Source organism: Porphyromonas sp. HMSC077F02 (genome assembly GCF_001815465.1).
Taxonomy (GTDB): Bacteria; Bacteroidota; Bacteroidia; order Bacteroidales; family Porphyromonadaceae; genus Porphyromonas_A; species Porphyromonas_A somerae.
Window position 1 is genome coordinate 1 of the sequence record NZ_KV820624.1, and the last position, 20,660, is coordinate 20,660.

At 44.7% G+C, this 20,660-nt stretch carries 23 protein-coding genes and 1 other RNA gene; 12 read left to right on the forward strand and 12 right to left on the reverse strand.

Features of this window, described 5'->3' with window-relative positions:
* Window positions 1–179: 179 nt before the first annotated feature.
* The 3 genes from HMPREF3027_RS00205 to ssrA all read right to left on the reverse strand — a co-directional run bounded on the left by HMPREF3027_RS00205 (window position 180) and on the right by ssrA (window position 2,365).
* Entirely contained in the window at window positions 180–1,037 is an 858-nt protein-coding gene (locus tag HMPREF3027_RS00205; protein ID WP_070706292.1) for an IS256 family transposase, variant Zn-binding type, read from the reverse strand.
* 234 nt (window positions 1,038–1,271) lie between these two features.
* Window positions 1,272–1,610, reverse strand: a complete 339-nt coding sequence (locus tag HMPREF3027_RS00210; protein ID WP_070706293.1) for an Arm DNA-binding domain-containing protein — start codon at window positions 1,608–1,610, stop codon at window positions 1,272–1,274.
* A 348-nt stretch (window positions 1,611–1,958) separates the two neighbouring features.
* Window positions 1,959–2,365, reverse strand: a transfer-messenger RNA (tmRNA) gene (gene ssrA, locus HMPREF3027_RS00215).
* A 420-nt stretch (window positions 2,366–2,785) separates the two neighbouring features.
* Here ssrA and hemG point away from each other — a divergent pair.
* The 3 genes from hemG to HMPREF3027_RS00230 are packed head-to-tail and all read left to right on the forward strand — an operon-like array spanning window position 2,786 to window position 5,070.
* A complete protein-coding gene (hemG, locus tag HMPREF3027_RS00220) occupies window positions 2,786–4,186 on the forward strand; it encodes a protoporphyrinogen oxidase (RefSeq protein WP_070706294.1) in 1,401 nt (466 codons plus the stop codon).
* Window positions 4,187–4,189: 3 nt separating this feature from the next.
* A complete protein-coding gene (locus HMPREF3027_RS00225; protein ID WP_070706295.1) occupies window positions 4,190–4,558 on the forward strand; it encodes a DUF2007 domain-containing protein in 369 nt (122 codons plus the stop codon).
* Window positions 4,555–5,070, forward strand: coding sequence for a cob(I)yrinic acid a,c-diamide adenosyltransferase (locus tag HMPREF3027_RS00230; protein WP_070706296.1), 516 nt, complete (start codon window positions 4,555–4,557; stop codon window positions 5,068–5,070). The genes HMPREF3027_RS00225 and HMPREF3027_RS00230 overlap by 4 nt, the downstream gene beginning before the upstream one ends.
* A 2-nt stretch (window positions 5,071–5,072) precedes the next feature.
* On the opposite strand, the gene HMPREF3027_RS00235 is transcribed toward HMPREF3027_RS00230, so the two are convergent.
* Window positions 5,073–5,480: an START-like domain-containing protein gene (locus tag HMPREF3027_RS00235; protein ID WP_246830491.1), complete on the reverse strand. Its 408-nt coding sequence runs from the start codon at window positions 5,478–5,480 to the stop codon at window positions 5,073–5,075.
* 116 nt (window positions 5,481–5,596) lie between these two features.
* On the opposite strand from HMPREF3027_RS00235, the gene HMPREF3027_RS00240 reads away from it, so the two are divergent.
* The 6 genes from HMPREF3027_RS00240 to HMPREF3027_RS00265 all read left to right on the forward strand — a co-directional run bounded on the left by HMPREF3027_RS00240 (window position 5,597) and on the right by HMPREF3027_RS00265 (window position 10,741).
* Complete coding sequence (locus HMPREF3027_RS00240; RefSeq protein ID WP_083317441.1) at window positions 5,597–6,115, forward strand: NAD(P)H-dependent oxidoreductase; 519 nt, start codon at window positions 5,597–5,599, stop codon at window positions 6,113–6,115.
* A gap of 2 nt (window positions 6,116–6,117) precedes the next feature.
* Window positions 6,118–7,035 carry a dimethylarginine dimethylaminohydrolase family protein gene (locus tag HMPREF3027_RS00245; protein ID WP_018028687.1) on the forward strand — a complete coding sequence of 306 codons (918 nt, stop codon included), beginning with the start codon at window positions 6,118–6,120 and terminating at the stop codon, window positions 7,033–7,035.
* A 9-nt stretch (window positions 7,036–7,044) separates the two neighbouring features.
* Window positions 7,045–8,418 (forward strand): DNA repair protein RadA, encoded by a 1,374-nt coding sequence (radA, locus tag HMPREF3027_RS00250; protein ID WP_070706298.1) that lies wholly within the window; start codon window positions 7,045–7,047, stop codon window positions 8,416–8,418.
* A gap of 282 nt (window positions 8,419–8,700) precedes the next feature.
* Window positions 8,701–9,312: a MarC family protein gene (locus tag HMPREF3027_RS00255; protein ID WP_018028912.1), complete on the forward strand. Its 612-nt coding sequence runs from the start codon at window positions 8,701–8,703 to the stop codon at window positions 9,310–9,312.
* Window positions 9,309–10,439 carry a DNA replication/repair protein RecF gene (locus HMPREF3027_RS00260; protein ID WP_070706299.1) on the forward strand — a complete coding sequence of 377 codons (1,131 nt, stop codon included), beginning with the start codon at window positions 9,309–9,311 and terminating at the stop codon, window positions 10,437–10,439. Before HMPREF3027_RS00255 ends, HMPREF3027_RS00260 begins: the two co-directional genes overlap by 4 nt.
* The gene (locus HMPREF3027_RS00265) at window positions 10,436–10,741 is read left to right on the forward strand and encodes a hypothetical protein (RefSeq protein ID WP_070706300.1); all 306 of its coding nucleotides are present in this window, start codon (window positions 10,436–10,438) and stop codon (window positions 10,739–10,741) included. Before HMPREF3027_RS00260 ends, HMPREF3027_RS00265 begins: the two co-directional genes overlap by 4 nt.
* A gap of 5 nt (window positions 10,742–10,746) precedes the next feature.
* Here the strand turns inward: HMPREF3027_RS00265 and HMPREF3027_RS00270 are convergent, their stop codons facing one another.
* The 8 genes from HMPREF3027_RS00270 to HMPREF3027_RS00305 form a co-directional block, all read right to left on the reverse strand.
* Window positions 10,747–11,310: a 5-formyltetrahydrofolate cyclo-ligase gene (locus tag HMPREF3027_RS00270; RefSeq protein ID WP_083317442.1), complete on the reverse strand. Its 564-nt coding sequence runs from the start codon at window positions 11,308–11,310 to the stop codon at window positions 10,747–10,749.
* Entirely contained in the window at window positions 11,279–12,967 is a 1,689-nt protein-coding gene (locus tag HMPREF3027_RS00275; protein WP_070706302.1) for a S41 family peptidase, read from the reverse strand. Before HMPREF3027_RS00275 ends, HMPREF3027_RS00270 begins: the two co-directional genes overlap by 32 nt.
* A gap of 4 nt (window positions 12,968–12,971) precedes the next feature.
* Window positions 12,972–13,406 (reverse strand): deoxycytidylate deaminase, encoded by a 435-nt coding sequence (locus HMPREF3027_RS00280; RefSeq protein WP_018028917.1) that lies wholly within the window; start codon window positions 13,404–13,406, stop codon window positions 12,972–12,974.
* A gap of 8 nt (window positions 13,407–13,414) precedes the next feature.
* Window positions 13,415–15,205, reverse strand: coding sequence for an arginine--tRNA ligase (gene argS / locus HMPREF3027_RS00285; protein WP_070706303.1), 1,791 nt, complete (start codon window positions 15,203–15,205; stop codon window positions 13,415–13,417).
* Window positions 15,206–15,209: 4 nt separating this feature from the next.
* Entirely contained in the window at window positions 15,210–15,560 is a 351-nt protein-coding gene (gene panD, locus HMPREF3027_RS00290; RefSeq protein ID WP_070706304.1) for an aspartate 1-decarboxylase, read from the reverse strand.
* Between the two features lie 200 nt (window positions 15,561–15,760).
* Window positions 15,761–17,335: a ribonuclease Y gene (gene rny, locus HMPREF3027_RS00295; protein WP_141756198.1), complete on the reverse strand. Its 1,575-nt coding sequence runs from the start codon at window positions 17,333–17,335 to the stop codon at window positions 15,761–15,763.
* 89 nt (window positions 17,336–17,424) lie between these two features.
* Window positions 17,425–17,736 (reverse strand): cell division protein ZapA, encoded by a 312-nt coding sequence (locus HMPREF3027_RS00300; protein ID WP_021902742.1) that lies wholly within the window; start codon window positions 17,734–17,736, stop codon window positions 17,425–17,427.
* A gap of 47 nt (window positions 17,737–17,783) precedes the next feature.
* Window positions 17,784–18,086: a hypothetical protein gene (locus HMPREF3027_RS00305; RefSeq protein ID WP_018028922.1), complete on the reverse strand. Its 303-nt coding sequence runs from the start codon at window positions 18,084–18,086 to the stop codon at window positions 17,784–17,786.
* Between the two features lie 238 nt (window positions 18,087–18,324).
* On the opposite strand from HMPREF3027_RS00305, the gene HMPREF3027_RS00310 reads away from it, so the two are divergent.
* From HMPREF3027_RS00310 to obgE, 3 genes are read left to right on the forward strand one after another with little or no spacing between them, the layout of a single operon-like run.
* A complete protein-coding gene (locus HMPREF3027_RS00310; RefSeq protein WP_018028923.1) occupies window positions 18,325–18,867 on the forward strand; it encodes a phosphoribosyltransferase in 543 nt (180 codons plus the stop codon).
* Between the two features lie 34 nt (window positions 18,868–18,901).
* The gene (locus HMPREF3027_RS00315) at window positions 18,902–19,492 is read left to right on the forward strand and encodes an adenylate kinase (RefSeq protein ID WP_070706305.1); all 591 of its coding nucleotides are present in this window, start codon (window positions 18,902–18,904) and stop codon (window positions 19,490–19,492) included.
* 12 nt (window positions 19,493–19,504) lie between these two features.
* A complete protein-coding gene (gene obgE / locus HMPREF3027_RS00320; protein ID WP_070706306.1) occupies window positions 19,505–20,656 on the forward strand; it encodes a GTPase ObgE in 1,152 nt (383 codons plus the stop codon).
* Window positions 20,657–20,660: the final 4 nt, after the last annotated feature.

The window sequence follows — 20,660 nt, forward strand, 5'->3', positions numbered from 1 at the left end:
CCCAAAATATACTCTAGGGGGCAAACTTGGGTTAGGTCAAAAGTGTTGGTGGATTTTGACTTAAAAGATGTAGCTTTACATCGTTAATTCGAAACGGAGCTAGCTCTGCAGGGGTGCAACTAGCAAGGGATAGAATTAATGGAGTCAGGACAAGTGACGAACTTAGGGGGGTAGTGTTGCTACTCCCCTAAGTCATCTACAAGGCTTGGACGATATCCCCTATGCCTTAAAAACCCACAAACAAGGCGTTCCTTATTGGCTTGAGTCATTCCATTGTGATTCCTTAAACTGCTCTTTAAAGCGGTGAAGAACCCTTCTATAGCATTGTTTGTATTCGGAATACATAACGCTGGATAATCTTCAAAGGTAAATAGGAATGGTAATTTCTCTTTAAATGTTTGTGCAGCAGATCTGAGAGCTCTATGGGTGTATTGCCAACGATTAGTTAGGGGGTTAATGGTCTTCTCTTTAAGAAAGTCATTCCATCTATTATGCCAAGCAATTAATCCTTCACTAAACTTAGCTTTACTGGTTTTTGTTACACTCAAAGCAAGGTCCAAGAGTTCCACTGACGCTTGAAGCTTAGGTCGTAGTGTGAGCTTACGTCTTATAATGGCAATGAAGTGATATTGACACATCTGGACAAGGTGTCGCTGCTTGGATATTTCAAGACCTACTCCCCCGTCTAACACAAGTGCCTGTATCTTATATCCGTTGTTTTCAATACCATTAATGGCATCAATGTAGTCTTGCTTTCGCTCATGACCAATCCACTGATAATAAAGAGCCACACCACTTTGGGAGTCAATTGCTAGTATTAGTCCCTTGTTACGTCCCCAGTAAGTTACGTCAAGGTGGACAACACCGCCAGAAAGTTTAGGAGCTATATAGTTCTCTTGAATGCCCCTCAATTTTCTCTTAATGGTGCTACTGCTTACACCAAACTGGCGTCCTAACTGCTCGTAAGATAAGCCCGATTGGTATAAATCCCAAAGCTCGTTAGAATCAAGCCGTTTACCAACACTGAAGGTGGTCAAACAATCCTTACAAAGATAACGTTGGCGCCCATTATTCTTACCGTACCTTATCGTGTCACTACTACCGCAATTTGGGCATTTTTTCTATTCATTTTCACCTTTTTAAATGCTCAAAGATACGATGATCATTGGAATATCTCACGTTCTTACCAACACTTTTGACCTATACAACAACAAAACGCCTATTTTAACACTTCAAAACTTTCAATCTCCTACATCACTGATTATAACTAATCACTTAATAGGTTGCACCAACACTTTTGACCCATAAGTCAAAAATAATGATTTGAATGACTCTGCAGTAAGATAGTCATCATACTCATGTTTCCTAAATAGCTCATATAGTGAGGCTGTAAGAGCATCAAGAGAGGCATTTAATGCTACCGCTTCTGCTGTTCTGCCTTTAGCTCTGCTCGTAGAATTGCTCCAAAGGCTTTTCTTTACAGACAATTGGCTTGAGCCAAGATTAACCATTTCACCATCTAAGATGATACGAACCATAATTGGATTTTTTCCTTCTTTGTTCTCATAGTTTGAGCGTAGGTAGTAGGAAACCTTGAATTGCTTCTTCATACTCTTAAAATCTTTTTAGTGGATCCATTCTATATTGCTACACTTTTTTCAAGTGTTTGTACACAAAACGCTGCCACAAAGTTCATAATAAAGTTTCTGAGTATGAGCATATTACGGTATTCAATATGGTGGTCATTTGGTAGTCATTGCTACAATTTTTCAGCCAATTAAAAGTTGTAGCAATTTCTGTAGCAGAAAAGTGGTCTATTGCTAACTACCAAATATCTGTTTTGGTATTCAGCGGTAGTCACTGAAACAAGAAAAATCGCTGTAAAGCAGGGCTCTACAACGATTTTTCTCTGTTTTGAATACTTTTCTGACTACTCAGATGAAGCTCAAAATGTCTCAAAGTGGAGATGGAGGGATTCGAACCCTCGTCCAAACACGGAACTAATCCGCTTTCTACACGTTTAGCTTTGCTTTGGTTGTCGGCAAATAGGTTTGGCCAAAGCTACCCTCCTACTTGCTTAGTCTCTTAAATGTCGTCGGTAATGAAAGACGCACTACCAACCCTTCCCGATATTCCGGCACCACTATATCCGACCACCTCGAGAACACGGTATCGGAGTGATGTCTTGCCGCGAGCCTATGCTCAAGCGCAAGAGCAGTAACCTACTAAACTTCGGTTACGCTGCAAGAGCGTAAGAATTATTTTCGCCACTTAAAAGCTTTGAGGACTATGATTAAAGTGCCAGTCAACGATGCACTACGTGCTTACGCATCACCTCTACATGCTGTCAAAACCAGTCATCCCCGCTAGGATTACACCACAAAGTTACCAATAATATCCCAACACAAAAAGTTTCATGCACAAAACGTTTTTGTTTCATACCTAAAGCATTTCCGTTTGATACCTAAAACATTTCGACTTTATACACCAAACATTTCAGTTTTACACACCATTTTATTGCTCTATTTATCCTTCTATAAATCAGTTAGTTAGGAAGGCGTATTTTTAGTTGCAACTAAGCAATCGGCGAGATGCAACTAAACAAATGCTTTGTTGCATCTCAACTTTCGCTTACTTATAACTCTGAATATTGTCGGCTATCTGTCCACCCTCAACTACTTTCTATTTGCTTTTTACGCATGATAAAAAGAGATATTATTGCTCTTGTGTAGCAAGAAATTATTAAATTTGTAGCAAACGATTAATGCACATAAATATATAGGCAATGAATAATATACAAAATCACTATCCAATAGCGATCATCGGTGGTGGTATAACTGGTCTTTCGCTTGCTGCAGAGCTTGAGAAAGAGGGCAAATCCTTTATTCTACTTGAAGCAAAGGATAGGCTTGGCGGGCAGATAAAGACACTCAAGGAGAATGGTTTTACGTATGAAGTGGGACCCAATACTGGCACCGTCTCTTCTCCCGAGGTAGCGGAGTTATTTGAGTATGCGGCACCGGATGCCCTGCTTGAGGAGGCTTGTGCCAATGCCAACGATCGATGGATTTGGAAGGGGGATCGCTTTCACTCTATCCCCAATGGTCCATGGAGTGGGCTCACCACCCCACTCTACAGTCTAAAAGATAAGTTGGGTCTACCCTTTGAACCCTTTAGAAAAAAAGGGACCAACCCTAATGAGACGGTGGGTGAGCTTGCAGAGCGCAGGCTTGGAAAAACGATTGTAGACTATACCATTGACCCCTTTATTGGGGGTATCTATGCGGGCGATCCCTATCAATTGGTGACCCGACTAGCATTGCCAAAACTCTATAATCTGGAGCAAAACTATGGTAGTTTTATCAGAGGGGCTATCAAGAAAGCATCTGAGCCAAAGAGCGACCGCGACCGCAAAGCAACGAAAAAGATCTTTTCGGCTGTTGGGGGTCTAGAAGAACTAGTCAAGGCCATCGGCAAAAAAATAAGCAGAACTGGTGAGGTGGTTCTCGAAGCCCAGGAAATCTGTATCACCTCGACAGAAAATGGTTGGCAAACCACCTTTGTAGATATGAATGGCGACCAACACACCATTTCATCCACTAAAGTGGTCACCACTGTGAGAGCCGATATACTTCCAAAGTTATTCAGAGAGGAGATCGCTAGCAAGATGACACGTATCGCCACCCTTCCCTACGCTCCTATCACGGAAGTCTGTGTAGGCTTTAACCATCTGCCCGATATTCCGAGAGCCTCCTTTGGTGCTTTGGTTCCCAGTAAGGAGCAACGAAAGGTACTGGGGATTCTCTTCCCAAGTTCTTGCTTCAAGGATCGTACCCCCTACCCTGATGGAGCCTTATTTACCATCTTTATGGGTGGCCTAAGGAATAAAGGATTGGTGCTAGACACTCCACTTGAGGAGCAGAAGCAGGTGGGACTGAATGAGCTTTATGATATGATGAAGATACCTCGGTCTATTACCCCCGACATGGTGCACATTGCTCACTATCCAAAGGCGATCCCTCAGTACGACCTGGCGACAGAAGAGCGACAGAAGGATATGAAGGCCATTGAAAAAGAGTATCCAGGACTGCACATAGCAGGGGGTGTGATTGATGGCATAGGAATGGCCAACCGTATCATCCAAGGCATGAATCTAGCACAACAACTTATTAAGGAAATCGAGTAACTTATGGAGGAGTTGAAAAATAGAGGAGGACTAGTTGAGGTGCTCAATTCGTACGACGAAAGCTACGTGAACCTAGCATACACTCTACTACAGGATAGAGGTTTTTTTGTGAGAGTAGAGAATGCACTTACTAATGCCATACCGGGAATGTCGGTGGGGGTATCTCTCATGGTGAGAGAAGAGGATGCAGCTGAAGCCATAAAAGCACTTGTAGAGGCAGATATACTTCCTTCGCAAGAGGAGTCTCTAGAGGAGATAACGCAAAGAGACAGCAAAAAGCGGTGGCGTAAACTAATGCTTCTACTCTTGGCATTGATCGCTGCCTTAGCACTTATGGCCATTTGGATCTTTGTAGTTCAAAAGCAGGGATGATTCAGGTATATACTGGCAATGGAAAGGGCAAAAGCACTGCTGCCTTTGGTATGGCGTTGAGGGCATTGGGTGCGGGCCAAAGGGTCTATATAGCTCAGTTTGTTAAGAATATGAGGTATAGCGAATGCTTTATTGAAGATTACTTTCAAGATCGCCTCAAGATAGAGCAATGGGGTGCTAGCTGTCTCCTCAATCGTGAGGCTACTGATGAAGACTATGCTATGGCGGAGAGAGGGCTTGATCGGTGTGCTACACTTTTGCGAAACAGAGAGGGGGAGATGTACGACCTCATCATCTTAGACGAGCTCAATATCGCTCTTTACATGAAGCTACTACCACTGGAAAAAGTATTGGATGCTCTTAAGAGTATTGACGGTGACCGTGAAGTGATCATCACTGGTCGATATGCACCTAGTGAGCTACTGGCACTCGCAGATCTTGTAACAGATATGCAAGAGGTAAAGCACTACTATCAAAAAGGAGTGCTCAGTCGAAAGGGGTTTGATTGCTAAGGCTAGAGGATTCCTAGGCTGGCAAATAGTCGTTCTTCGTGTGCCATCCAAATTTGCTCTAGCGACTCCGTCTCCAAACCCTTGTCGTGATCATCGACCATTAGAGAGGTACTATTGGATAGCTCTGAGGTGACAATCTCCATACGTATGTAGCTTTCGGGGTCATCGTTCCACCTCCATTCTATCATCTTATTAGGTATACGTTTATTGATTGTTGCCACCCTATCATCCCCTTGGTCATCCCAAAATATATGGATGAGATCCTGAGTGATGTCTACCTTAGGTGCAAACCACTCCGATAACCCTCTTGCAGTGGAAATCTGGTTCCAAATGCTATGGGCCGATGCTGTATTAAGAAAGTACTCTTTCTGGAAGCCAACCGACTTACCCTCTAATACTTTATGTGCCATAATATTTACATAAATCATTTTTACTCTTCTTCTGCCCTCAAGATACCAATAATCTCGGTTATTGTAGGTAAATTTGTGGATAATAAATAATTAAGAAATCTATATTGATTGATATAATGAAGACATTAGTCGTTGTAGGACACCCAGACTTATCAAGCTCTGTAGTAAATAAAGCTTGGGTGGAGGCTCTAAGGCCTTATGAAGGAGAGCAACTAAAGATACACAACCTTGGTGATGTGATAAGGAAGGATGGCACCTTTGATCTTGAAAGCGAACAAAGGTTATTGGAGCAATACGATAGAATCGTCCTCCAATTTCCACTCTACTGGTATATGCCGCCAGCTATCTTAAAGCTATGGATGGATACTGTTTGGGCCGAAGGCTGGGCATGGGGCGATTGCCCTCACGCTCTTGAAGGGAAACTTATTGAGGCTGCCACCTCTTGTGGGGCACCCGAAGCAGCTTTTAACCAAACTCCTCTAAGCACCTACCTCTCTTTCGTACAAGGGTCGGCAGGCTTTGTAAAAGCTCGTGGTGGGGATTACTTTGCCTTTTATGGAGCAGAAGGCGAGGGATCTGCTGAGCGACTAAAAACTAACTGCAAGGAATACATCAAATTTATTTGCAATAAATAATTATGAGAAATCTAAACGTAAAAGACGAGACAAGCACCCTGAAATCTGTAATAGTAGGTCTAGGAACCAATCCTGGCCCTGTGCCCACATTGGATGAGGCGTATGATGCCAAGAGCTATAGCACGCTGATAGCAGGCACCTATCCGACAGATGAAGCGCTGGAGAGGGAAGTTGAGGGTCTAGCGAAAGCCTTGAAAGAGGCTGGTGTGGAGGTACTGAGACCACAAGAGCTACCTGGAGTAAATCAGATATTTGCCAGAGATGTCGCTTTTGTGATTGAGGACAAGATGATTCGTGCCAATATCATTCCCGACCGCGAGGCAGAGATGAGGGCATACGATAAGATCTATGAAGATCTAGATCAAAGCAAGATTATTGTGCCTCCAGAGCATGTGCATATTGAGGGCGGAGATGTGATCTTGATGCACGATAAGATATTTTTGGGTACTTACTTAAGCCCAAACTATAGCAATTACAAGATGGCAAGGACCAATAAGTATGCTATTGGTTTCCTTAAAGACCTATTCCCTCAAAAGGACATTATTCCTATTGAGCTAATCAAGCACGATACCGATCCATATACAGGCGTACTGCACCTAGATTGTTGCTTCCAGCCTATTGGTCAGGATAAGTGTATTTTATTCCCTGGTGCCTTCAGACATGTGGAGGATTGGGAGTACATTATGTCTATCTTTGGTCCTGAGAATACTTGTATTATCAGCCGTGAGGAGATGTACGAGATGAATCCTAATGTCTTTAGCATTGCCAATGATACTGTGATCATTGATAGCACCTTCAAGAGATTGCAAGGATGGCTCAATCGTAGAAACGTCAAGACCATTCCTATCCCTTACCGAGAGGTGAGCAAATTAGGTGGTCTATTACGCTGCACGACACAACCACTAGAGCGTGTCTACTAATAATAGATAATGAAGAAAGATAAGCTCGTATGGCTCTGCACTGACTGTGGTGCCGACTTTCCCAAGTGGGTAGGTAAGTGCCCCGCTTGTGGTGCGTGGAATACGCTGAAGGAGTACACAGTCAGAGCAGAGGAGCCAGGGCTAAGAATCCGAAAAGACAAACCGCTACAGGATAAGTCTCCAGTACCACTAAGTTTGGTAGCTGGTGATACCGCCACACGAATGGACCTGCTCGATGGTGAGCTCAATAGGGTGTTGGGCGGTGGATTGGTTAAGGGCTCATTGGTTTTACTTGGTGGAGAGCCAGGTATTGGTAAGAGTACACTGATATTGCAGAGTGTGGTCAGGAATAGTAACCTCAAAACGCTTTATGTTAGTGGTGAAGAGAGTCCAGGTCAGATACGACTTAGGGCTGAACGACTAACCGATGCCGATACCGTGGAGCACTGCCTACTTTATGGCGAGACTCAACTGGAGACGATTATGGAGACAGCACTAGAAGTAGAGCCAGACCTCCTTGTTATTGACTCCATTCAGACTATCCAAACTAGCAGAAGCGACTCCTCTGCCGGATCACTTTCACAAGTTAGGGAGTGCACAGCTGCCCTACTCTCCTTCGTAAAAGAATATGAGTTGCCCATCATTTTGATTGGGCATATTACGAAAGAAGGAAGTATTGCGGGGCCAAAAGTGTTGGAGCACTTAGTAGATACAGTCATACGATTTGAGGGTGATCAAAACCATCAGTATAGAATATTGAGAGCTCTAAAGAATCGATTTGGCAATACTGCTGAGATCGGATTGTATGAGATGAAAAGCGACGGACTTAGGCAGGTAACGAACCCCTCTGAGATGCTACTCTCAGGGACTCAGGGTGAGCTATCTGGCAGTTGCGTTGGAGTAACGATTGAGGGAATTCGTCCACTACTTGTAGAGGTACAAGCCCTTGTGAGCTCGGCAGTCTATGCTAATCCTCAACGCTCCTCCACCGGCATTGATTATAGGCGTACCAATATGCTGCTAGCTGTACTGGAGAAGCGAGCAGGCTTCAAGTTAGTGCAAAAGGATGTCTTTCTTAATATCGCTGGTGGACTTACCATTCAAGACCCTGCTCTTGACCTAGCTGTTTTATCGGCAGTATTATCAAGTAACCTAGACCTTCCTATCTCCAGAGAGACTTGTGTCACTGGAGAGGTGGGGCTTAGTGGTGAAATACGTGCAGTATCTCGTATACAGCAACGCATCACAGAGGCTGAGAAGATTGGCTTCAAGTCAATGATACTCCCTGCTGATAACCTTCACGGCTTAGAGACTGATAAGTTGGATATCCAATTAATTCCTGTAAAGCAAGTAGGTGAAGCCTTTCGAGTGCTCTTCTCTTAAAGAATACCAATCTATTAAACACCCTCTCCAAGCTAGACCCCATGAGTATATATTCGGGCGTCCCTTGTTTAGTTGTATAAGTGAGTAGTGATGTTCTATTATTGGACAGTCAGTAAGGAATCCCACTTATCTACTTGTGTTTGGAGCTAGATGAATGACGGGTAATAGAGCACATCCGACCCCACAACTGGTGTGACTTGCACACCTCATGATAGATATATGGTCGAAAATGGGTAGATTTGTGCTTTGATTAGGTATCTTAAATAATTGAATAGTAAACGTATGAACTGGATAAGCGAAACTTTTCAAGCCATTGACTTGAATCAAATTGGTAGTGTATTTATAGCTCTATTTGCAGTGATAGATATTATTGGGGCTATCCCTATCATTATGAATCTCAAGCAAGCAGGGCAGAAGATTGAACCTTTTAAGACGGTTCTATTCTCTGCTATTATATTGATTGGATTCCTCTTTTTTGGAGAGTGGTTGCTTAGTTTCTTGAGTATCAATATTCAGAGCTTTGCTGCTGCGGGAGCCATTATCCTGTTTTTACTCGCCTTTGAGATGATATTTGGGTATGAGATATTTCGCAATGATGCCCCAGGGGGATCCAACACACTTGTACCGCTGGTATTTCCGCTCATTGCTGGAGCGGCCTCTTTTACCACACTGCTATCATTTAGAGCCTCGTATGCTCTAGTGAATATTATCATTGCTACACTCCTCAACCTTGTTGTGGTTTATTTCGTTCTTAAGCGTCTTGACGTGGTAGAGCGACTGATCGGGCAAGGTGGTATATTCGTACTCCGCAAGTTCTTTGGCGTGATACTGATGGCGATGTCGGTTAAGTTTTTCACAGAGAACATCTCTTATTTGGTAGGAGTGATTAAATGATTATCAAAAGGCTTTCCCTCACCAATTACAAGAATATCAAAGCAGCTACCTTACAGTTTTCTGACAAGCTCAACTGTATTGTAGGAGGCAATGGTATGGGGAAAACCAATCTACTTGACAGCATCTATATCCTCTCCTTTACCCGCTCGTATCAGTACCTTCCCGACTCCCTAATCATTCACCACGACGAGGAGATGGCGATCGTTTCGGGGGAATACCATCGGGAAGATGGACAGGAGGAGAGTCTCGTTTTGGGGCTCAGCCGTGGGAAGAGTAAAAAACTCAGGCGTAATAAAAAGGAGTACAGCCAGATGTCGGACCATATTGGGCTATTTCCTGCAGTGATGATAGCACCAGGTGATATGGATCTGATAAGAGGTGGCAGTGCCGAACGAAGGAGTTTTATGGACCAAATACTTTGCCAGGAGTCTAGGGTCTACCTTACTGCAGCCAAAGGGTATAAAAACCTACTAGAGCAGAGAAACAGTTTGCTCAAACAACAAATGGGCTTAGATCTATCTCTGATTGAGGTGCTCAACCAACAGATGGCACCTCTTGCTGAGAAGATTACCGCTTTTCGTAATGAATGGATTAGAAGAATCTCACCAATATTTCACAACTATTACAGCACCATCACTAAGGACAAGGAGTGTGTAAAGCTGACGTATGCCACCTCAATAGGAGTGCAAGAGCCTAAGGCAGAGGACTTTCTAACGGCATGGCAAAGCAATCTCCAAGAGGATCTCGCCTGTGGCTATACTAGAGTAGGACCTCATCGTGATGATTTAATTATGTTGATAGATGACTTTTTGATCCGCAAGATAGGGTCACAAGGTCAGAATAAGAGTTATATGGTGGCTCTCAAGTTGGCTCAGTACAGTCTACTCTGCCAGCTACATCCAGACAACCTACCTATTCTACTTCTAGATGATATCTTTGACAAACTTGATGAGGATCGTGTTGAAAAAATAGTGGAGTTGGTGAGTGACACACGCTTTGGCCAAATTTTTCTGAGCGATACCAACCGTAAGTACTTAGACCAGATACTAGAGAATCTACCTATAGAAGCCTACACGATATTCCAAGCGAACGATGGCAATTTTCTAGACATCACTCCAGAGCGATGAGGTTTTATAAGACAAAATCTATCCGTGTTATTATAGAGGGGTATCGGGAGAAGGAAAGCGGGTTACTAGCTACGATTGAGCTACAAAAGGAGCTTTATGATCTGTGGAGGGGTCTGTCGGACAAAAGGCTTAATAGCATTAAGGTGACTTTTAAGGTACAAAAAGGGGAGAGGCTAAGTATCATCTGCCCCTCCCCTACTACGCTTAGTTATGTCCGTCAACGTCGCTCTTATATAGTGCAATCACTGATGGATTTTATGTCTGAAAACAATATCCCCCACCTAGAGATTAGACTCAAATAGCCCGCTTAAAACCAATAGGTCTTTTCCTCAGTCACCAGAGCATCCATACGCTCATCAAAAGGCTCCATCGGAAGTGGCTCTTCCATCACTTGTAGCTGGTACCCAATCGCAATCTTTTTCCGTATCACATCGTGATGCAGCTCAAAGTAGCGATCATAATAACCTTTGCCACGACCTACTCTACCGCCACAAGCATCAAATGCCACACCCGGCACGATCATCACCTCAGGCACTAACGCTTTAGATACATCATCCTTAGGCTCTAGTATTCCGTAACCCGACAATTGGTAGTCTTGGGGATTTTGGAGCTTGTAAAAACGGATGGTCTGCTCATCTTCCACACGAGGTACCAGGAGCGTATGCCGACCTTGCTTACCGAGCATTTGGATCAGATAAGAGGTCTCTACTTCATCTGGCATACTGAGGAACAAGGCCACATTAGTTGCCTCTTCCACTCTGAGCAATTCGAATGCTCGCTCAGCTATCTTCATAGAGATAGTAGTTCTTTCCTCAGGCGAGAGTTGTTTTTTCCTTTGTCTAATTATTGTCCGAATCTCCTTCTTCTCCATCTGTACTGTCGCTCATTTCGATTAAACTTGTAGTTGGTGAAGGTAGAGCTAGTGGGGAATAAATCCCCTGTGAGAATAGCTCTGACGCTTGCTTCACCATTGAGTCACTATAGCACCTCACTCGCCAGGCCTCTTTCTGACCATAAAGATAGTCTACAATAAGAGGATACAATAAATTATTGAGTGGTGTCTCTGCCTGAGAGATAAGGAAACTCCTCCGAGGTAACCCCTTGGACTGTGCAAAAGTAGCTAACTGCCAAACCAGTCCTTGATTATCCAAAAAGCTATAGATATGCTCTGTATCCTCTAGTCGCTTGAGTAGATCACGGTGACGATCGGCATAGACAAAGGCAAACTGATGGAGATACCCTCTATTGAGCACCTCAGCATAGTAGCTATTCATACCGATGGTATCGCGTGCCACAAATTTATCTGGCATGATACCTCCACCGCCATATACTTCACGGCCGGCCTTAGTATGATAAACTAAATCACGCTTTATCTTGATGCTATCGGCAGAGAACATCTCACCCCCCAGCACTCTATCAATCCAGTCATGAGCATACTCCTCATCTCCACCGAGCTGGTACTCTCTCTGAATAGAACGTCCAGAGGCAGTATGATATCTAGCAATAGTAAGGTGAACGGAACTGCCATCGTAATACTCAAAAGGCTTCTGCACGAGCCCCTTACCAAAGCTACGACGACCTATAATAATACCGGCATCATTATCCTGAATAGCACCGCTGACAATCTCAGATGACGAGGCCGAAAGTTCATTAATGAGTACATAGACAGGAAAATCAATCAGTGTACCCGTCCCATCACTATATATATCGCTACGGTCTTGATGAGCACCATCGGTATAGATGATTAGGCTCTTTCTGGGTAGAACTTCATTGGCGATGCTCAGTGCCGCCTGCATCAGGCCACCAGGATTATCTCTAAGGTCTAAAATCAATCCTTTGGCACCCTCATTTCGCAACTTAGCAACTGCCTGCATAAAGTCATCGTAGGTCGACATACCAAATGAGCTGATACGGATAAAACCCAATGAATCATTGACCATAAGGGCAGCATCCACAGTATTGGTATTGACTACCCCCCTCTTGACCTTTACCTCAGAAAGCGTCTTGCTATTGTATGGGCGAATGCCAAGAGTAACGATAGTTCCGTCTTGCCCTTTAAGGAGCGAGCGCACCGAGTCGGGAGTAAGCGATTGACCAGTAATATCTCGGCCATCTACCGTGACAATTCTATCCCCAGCCTTCAAACCTGCGATATCTGACGGTCCATTGGGGATCGTCTGTATTATTACAGCGGTATCAATAATGGTATTGAAAGTGATCCCAATGCCATAAAAGTACCCATCGAGAGACTCCTGTTCGGCTTGTCTTTGCTCAGCAGTAAGATAGGTAGAGTGTGGATCCAACTGTCCAATGAGCATCGGGATAAGATCCGACACCAACTCATCAGGGTCTACACTATCCACATAGTTTTCACTAATCATCTGCAGCGTCGCCTTGAGCTTATCAATAGGCGTCACAGCACGCATCAAGGGGTTTCTTGACTTTACTTTAAGCCCAATAAAAAAACCTCCTACTAAGAATAGCAAAAGCAATAGGCATACCAATGCCACCTTGACCCACTTCTTCATACAATCACTTTTTCTTGAGAGGTAAACACTCCACCTCTATACCTGCTTTTCGTAAAAGGTCTACACCCTCAGTAAGTCGATACTCCTCTGAATAGACCACCCGCTTAATACCAGCTTGGATAATGAGCTTGGAGCACTCCAAGCAAGGAGCGTGTGTCACATAAACCGTGGCACCGCGGCTATTATTATTGCTAGCCGCGACCTTAGTAATCGCATTGGCCTCGGCATGCAGGACATATGGATAGGTTTTATTATCCTCATCCTCACAGCAGTTTTCAAAACCCGAAGGTGTCCCATTATACCCATCAGAGATAATCATCTTATCCTTAACCACAAGGGCACCTACCTGTAAGCGCTTACAATACGAGTTTTCTGCCCATATCTCCGCCATTCTTAGATAGCGAAGGTCTACTTCACGCTCCTTTTCACTTCCCGACATAGTTCTTATCACATCCTTTCAGGCATCTCTATACCTAGTAACCCTACGGCATTCTTCAATACTTCACTTGTAAGATAGGAGAGCAATAATCTCTGATGCCTAATAGCTTCATCAGGCTCATTGAGAATGGAGTGATCGTGATAAAACTGGTTGAATTGCTTACCCAGGTCATAAGCATAGCTGGCAATTAGACTTGGGTTAAGCTCCGCACCCGCCTGCTTTACTACCTCACCAAATTCATTGAGTCGCTTCACCAGCTCCACCTCTTTAGGCAAGAGCTCTGCCACCTGTTGTGTAGCATGAAAATCCATACCCTCTGCCTTACGCATGATGCTCTGAATACGAGCATAAGTATACTGTATGAATGGACCAGTATTACCATTGAAGTCAATGGACTCCTTAGGATCGAAGAGCATATTCTTACGTGGCTCTACCTTCAGCAAGAAATACTTCAAAGCACCAAGACCCACCTTGCGAGCCATCTCCTGTCGCTCCTCCTCCGACATATCAACTGCCCGTCCTTGACCTTCAGATGCCTCTAAAGCGGTATCAATCATCCGATCCATTAGGTCATCTGCATCCACTACAGTACCTTCACGGCTTTTCATCTTGCCATCTGGAAGCTCCACCATTCCATAGGAAAAGTGCTTCAAGTCCTTTCCAAAGGAATAGCCTAACTTATCAAGAATGATAGAAAGCACCTGGAAGTGATAGTCCTGCTCGTTACCTACCACGTAGATCATTTGGTCGATAGGATAGTCTTCATACCTTAGCTTGGCAGTTCCAATGTCTTGAGTGATGTAGACAGAGGTACCATCCGCACGCAAGAGTATCTTCCGGTCGTAGCCCTCTGGTGTTAGGTCAGCCCAAACCGATCCATCAGGATCTTTCACAAAAAGCCCCTCATCGAGACCCCTTAGCACCTCCCGCTTACCGACTAGATAGGTATCACTCTCATAATAGATCTTATCAAAGTCTACCCCTAGCCTGCGATAGGTTTCATCAAAGCCGTTATACACCCAGGTATTCATATTCTTCCAAAGGGCACGCACCTCTTCATCACCTGCCTCCCATTTCTTGAGCATTGCTCTAGCCTCCTGCATAAGGGTGCTCTCTCGCTCCGCTTCTTCAGGAGTAAGCCCCTTTGCTTCAAGCTCCTTTAGCTCTGCTTTATAGTGCTTATCAAATAGCACATAGTAATTACCTACTAGGTGGTCGCCCTTCAAATGAGAGCTTTCTGGCGTCTCACCATTGCCCCACTTCTGCCATGCCAACATAGACTTGCAGATATGGATGCCTCGGTCATTGACAATATTTGTCTTCACCACCCGCTTGCCATTGGCCTCCAATATCTTTGAGATGCTATAACCAAGCAGATTATTTCGGATATGCCCAAGATGAAGTGGTTTATTGGTGTTTGGCGATGAATACTCCACCATGTAAAGAGGTGAATCATTAGTGACCTCCTCAAAGCCATAGTTCTCCACCTTTTTCATCTCCTCTATCTGGCTAGCGAAGAGAGCAGGTTGAAGCTCAATATTCAAAAAACCTTTCACCACGTTATATCCCTTGCAGATAGTGCCGAACTTCTCCACAAGTGCATTGCCCACTTCAGTAGCAGTTGCCTCAGGAGCTTTCTTACTCTGACGCAGGTAAGGAAATACTACAAAGGTATAATCACCCTCAAACTCCTTTCTTGTCGGAGCTACCGACACAGAGCTCTCAGACACCCCATAAAGGGAATTAAGTACGTCGCAAAGTGCATTGCTCAGCTTTGTTTCTATACTTGTATACTTCATCTTATTATATCAGTTTATTCGTTTCTGTATCTGGGAAAATTACCACAGGCTTATATGAGCTAGCCTCTTCCTCCGTCATCAATGCATAAGATATTATCAGTGCAATATCTCCAGGCTGAAAATGGCGAGCCGCAGCTCCATTAAGGCATATCACGCCACTTCCTCTTTCGCCTTCTATTACATAAGTCTCTATTCGAGCCCCATTATTGTTGTTCACCACCTGTACCTTTTCATTAGGCAAAAGGTGGGCTGCCTCCATCAGGTCAAGATCCACCGTAATACTACCAACATAGTTGAGATTGGCATCCGTCACTCTCACACGGTGGATCTTGGATTTCATCATATTTAATAGCATATTGTTTCTGCGTCTAAATGTAGTTGTCGCTATATTCACACAAAGATAACCAAATATAGCTATATATCGACTAGCAATTGCACTGAAAGTTTTGCCAACCCAATATAATGGGTTATTAAATCAAGTAATCAAAGAAAAGGGCTGTGTCAATAAGCTTTGACACAGCCCTAAGTATATAGGAAAACTAGTTTTTACTAGCATCACTTTGCAAAGGCAACTGCCCTTGTCTCGCGTATCACAGTAATCTTCACTTGTCCTGGATAGGTCATCTCATCCTGAATTCTCTGAGCGATCTCTCCCGATAACTGCTGTACCTGCCCATCATCCATCTTATCCGCCCCTACAATCACACGAAGCTCACGACCTGCTTGGATAGCATAAGTCTTAATTACACCTGGATAAGATAGCGCCAATTTCTCAAGGTCATTGAGACGCTTTACATACGCTTCGGCAATCTCACGCCTTGCTCCTGGTCTTGCACCACTAATAGCGTCACACGCTTGTACAATAGGAGCAATCAGTGTCTCCATCTCCACCTCTTCGTGGTGCGAACCGACGGCATTACATACATCAGGCTTCTCCTTGTACTTCTCACAAAGCTTCATACCCAAGATAGCGTGAGGTAGCTCAGGCTCCTCATCGCTCACCTTGCCAATATCATGCAACAGTCCGGCACGCATTGCCTTCTTCGGATTCAGCCCAATTTCACTAGCCATCACGGCACAAAGATTGGCAGTCTCCCTAGCGTGCTGAAGTAGATTCTGGCCATAGCTAGAGCGATACTTCATCTTACCAACAAGACGAACCAACTCGGGGTGCATACCATGGATGCCGAGGTCAATCAACGTACGCTTACCAGTCTCGATAATCTCATCCTCAATCTGGCTCTTTACCTTGGCAGCCACCTCTTCAATACGTGCTGGGTGGATACGCCCGTCCTGAACAAGCTGATAAAGAGTCAAGCGAGCAATCTCTCGACGAACAGGGTCAAAGCAACTCAATACAATCGCCTCAGGAGTATCATCTACAATTACCTCCACCCCTGTGGCGGCTTCAAGAGCACGTATATTACGCCCCTCTCTCCCGATGATACGACCCTTCATCTCATCATTTTCGATATGGAAAACTGTCACGGCATTCTCAATCGCAGTCTCAGTGGCAATACGCTGAATACTCTTTACCACCAGCTTTTTAGCCTCCTGATTAGCAGTCATCCGAGCCTCCTCTACAATCTCATTGACATAGGCAGCGGCACTTGCACGAGCTTCATCACGAATACTCTCTACCAACTGAGCCTTGGCATCCTCTGCGGAAAGACCACAGATCTGCTCCAGCTTCTTTTCCGCCTCTAGTTTCATCTTGGAGAGCTCCTCTTGCTGCTGCTCTGTGCCTAGCATCTGTTGTTGCAACTGTGTCTCTAGCTTCGCCACCTCCGATGCTTTCGCATTCAGATCACTCTGCTGCTTATTGAGTTGTTGCTCTCTATTTTTTAGTTTAGTATCTTGGCTTTGAATACGAGCATCAGCGCTCTGCACCTTGCTCTTCCACGCCGATATCTCCTGCTCTAGCTCAGTGCGTTTCTGTAGAGCCTGCTCCTTCACCTCCAAGAGCCGATCCTTACGGAGTATCTCTATATCTTCCTTAGCCTGTTCAATATAGCTATTCTTCTCCTCCTTAGCTCGTTCTGTGAGCGTCTTCCAAATGTTTTTCCAAAGGATTACACCGCCAATAGCCAATACGGCAAGTGCAATCACCACTGCGATGATTATCTGCATTTTATTCCACTACTAATATATCCACAAAACCTGCTTTTATGCCTTTCGAATTGTGGCAGTAGGTAACAACACTTCTCGCTCCGTCCAAGCTAGATAGACTCCTCTAGGGAGCTATTGAGACGATTCAGACGCTCCTCAAGCTTTAGCTCACTTTGCTCCTTTCGAAGCCGCTGAAGCTCATTAGCAATATCTAGTGCTACATAACTCAGGAGCTGTTCTCTAGCAACGTGTGGCATCTCCACCCGATAGCGCTCAATGACAGCATTCACCTCATCAGCCGCTCTCCTTAGAGACTGCTCATACTCGGGCGACCTTGGTATAGAGAGGGTCATCCTAACACCTCCCACACGGAGATTAATATCCCAAACGCTAGTGGTATTATGCTCGGCCTTATCGCCCATATAGCATTTATATTTTGCCCCTAAGGGCATTGTTACCTATCCTACAATTACTCAATCCGACCATCCAGCAGAGTAATACATTCGTCTATCACCTTAGTGATATCATCCAGCTCTTTTCCCAAGCCTTCCAAAGCTTTTCTTCCTTCAGAGGATGGAGTAGTGACCACTGTAGCGATAGACAGACTTTGCTCCAGTCTTCTAATTTTCTCCTCCTGAGCTTTCTGCTTAGCCAGTAAAGCATCACACTCCTGGCGTTTCATTTCAAGTGCATTTCGCATCTCACCATACTTCCGTATCAGTGTAGCGACCCGTAACTCCAGCTCAATAAGCTGGTCGTAAGCACTGCTCATGCGTATTTCAGAACTCTCAAATGAAGTGAACAATCAAATATCTGTGCAACTCTTAGCAAATCTACATAAAATAAATAGTTGTAGCAAGAAGTAACCCCAATATTTTTAGCTATCAATGCGAATTCAGTGAAAATTAAATATCCACTGTACATTTTATTTCTCAATCGACCTAATAGTAGCTATAATTTGGTTACATTTGCACTTTGATATGTTATGTATTTGCTAAATATATATTGAGATGAAAGAGAGTGTTGAGGTAGGCGGATTACAATTCATCCCCTACCTATCAGAGGAAGAGTTACAACCTGAGGTGGCACGAATGGCTCAGGAGATCATGAGAGATCACGGGGCGTCCAACCCACTGTTTGTCTCTATCCTCAATGGTGCATTTATGTTTACCGCTGAGCTGGCTCGTCAGCTCGATTGTGAGTTCGACATTGCCTTTGCCAAATACTCCTCATATGCGGGGCTCTGCTCAACGGGTACCCTCAATGAGATCATGAAGCCAAATATCTCTGTAGAGGGAAGGGTGGTCATCATCCTTGAAGATCTAGTAGATACTGGATTCACCGTCACCGAGTTGCGAAAGCTCTATATGGAGCGAGGGGCAAAAGAGGTACACGTAGCTGCCATGCTCTCCAAGCCTGGTGCACTAGCTGATTGTGCTCTACCGGCTGAGTATGTGGGTCGTGAGATTCCTAATGATTTCATCGTTGGTTGTGGGCTAGACTACAATGGTGGAGGGCGTATGCTAAGAGACATCTACGTCCTCAAGAAATAAACTAGATATCTTCATTTAAATCAATCAAAGCATTATGCTAAACTTGTTATTATTTGGTCCTCCAGGCTCTGGAAAAGGCACTCAAAGTGAGTTGCTAGCCGAGCACTATGGGCTAGAACACATCTCCACCGGCGACCTACTCCGGGAAGAGGTGGCAAAGGGTACGGAATTGAGCCAGGATATTGAAGCTCTAATATCGGTGGGGAAGTTGGTGCCCGACCACTTGATACTCGACTTGCTTTTTAAGCACATCAACCAAATGGATGGCAAAAAGGGACTAATCCTTGATGGCTTCCCTCGCACTTACCATCAGGCAGAGGAGTTAGTAAAGGAATTCAATGCCCGCCAATGGCCAATTCCACTCCTTGTCGCATTGGATGTAGAGGAGGAGGAACTACTAGAGCGACTACTGGAGCGCGGCAAGGTTTCTGGTCGAAGTGATGATCATGAAGAGACTATTCGTGGTAGATTCAAAGTTTACCACGAGCAATCTGAGCCTGTGATCCAGTTTTTCAAAGAGAGTCATAGCCCAATGATTGAGATAGATGGTGTGGGAGCTATTGATGAGGTAACTGCAAATCTGATCAGAGGGATAGACCAATTCATTAAAAAGTCAAACAATTAAGCTTATAATACAATGGCCGAATCCAACTTCGTGGACTATGTAAAGCTCGTCTGCCGATCAGGCAGAGGAGGCGCTGGGTCTTCACACTTCCGACGCGAGAAGTTTGTTCCCAAAGGAGGCCCCGATGGTGGAAATGGCGGACGTGGTGGCCACGTATACATTCGGGGTAACCGAAACTACTGGACACTAATCCACCTACGGTACGACCGACATATCTTTGCCACTGATGGTGCACATGGTGGCGCCAAAAATAGTACCGGCAAGGATGGCAAGGACGTCTATATAGATGTGCCACTGGGTACTGTGGTTTATGATGCCGATACGGGTGACTACATCTGCGAGGTACGCGAACACGATGAGGTGATTATGCTACTAGAGGGAGGTATGGGTGGACTAGGCAACACCAACTTTGCCACTGCCACCAACCAAGCCCCTCGCTATGCACAGCCAGGGCAGCCAAGTAGGGAAATGACCGTAGTGATGCAGCTCAAGATGCTGGCCGATGTAGGATTGGTAGGCTTCCCCAATGCGGGCAAGTCCACCCTACTATCCATCGTCTCTGCTGCTAAGCCAAAGATTGCCGACTACCCATTTACCACTCTTGAGCCCAATCTCGGGATTGTCAATTATCGTGATGGCCGCTCCTTTGTGATGGCCGATATCCCCGGTATTATCGAAGGTGCTTCAGAGGGAAGAGGACTAGGTCTTCGCTTCCTAAGGCATATTGAGCGTAACTCCGTGCTCCTATTCATCATCCCCGCCGACACTGCGGATATTGCAAAGGAGTACCAGATCCTACTCAATGAGCTTCAGCAATACAATCCTGAGCTGATGGCAAAGAATAAGATCCTAGGCATCTCCAAAGCCGATCTTATTGATGAGGAGCTTCAAGAACTACTAATGCCAACACTTCCTGAAGGGGTTGAGCATGTCTTTTTCTCCGCAGTCACTGGCAAGAGGGTTCAAGAACTAAAGGACCTCATCTGGCATAGCATCACGGTCAATAACTTCCACGATGTCAGCCCCTTGGTACAGCAGAATATGCACCTTACACTCTCGGGCATAGACTTTGATGAGGACACCCTCTACTACAAAGAGGAAACCGACGAAGAGGTTGATGACAATGCTGGCGGTCGGATGCTAGACGAGGACCCTTGGCACTAATGAC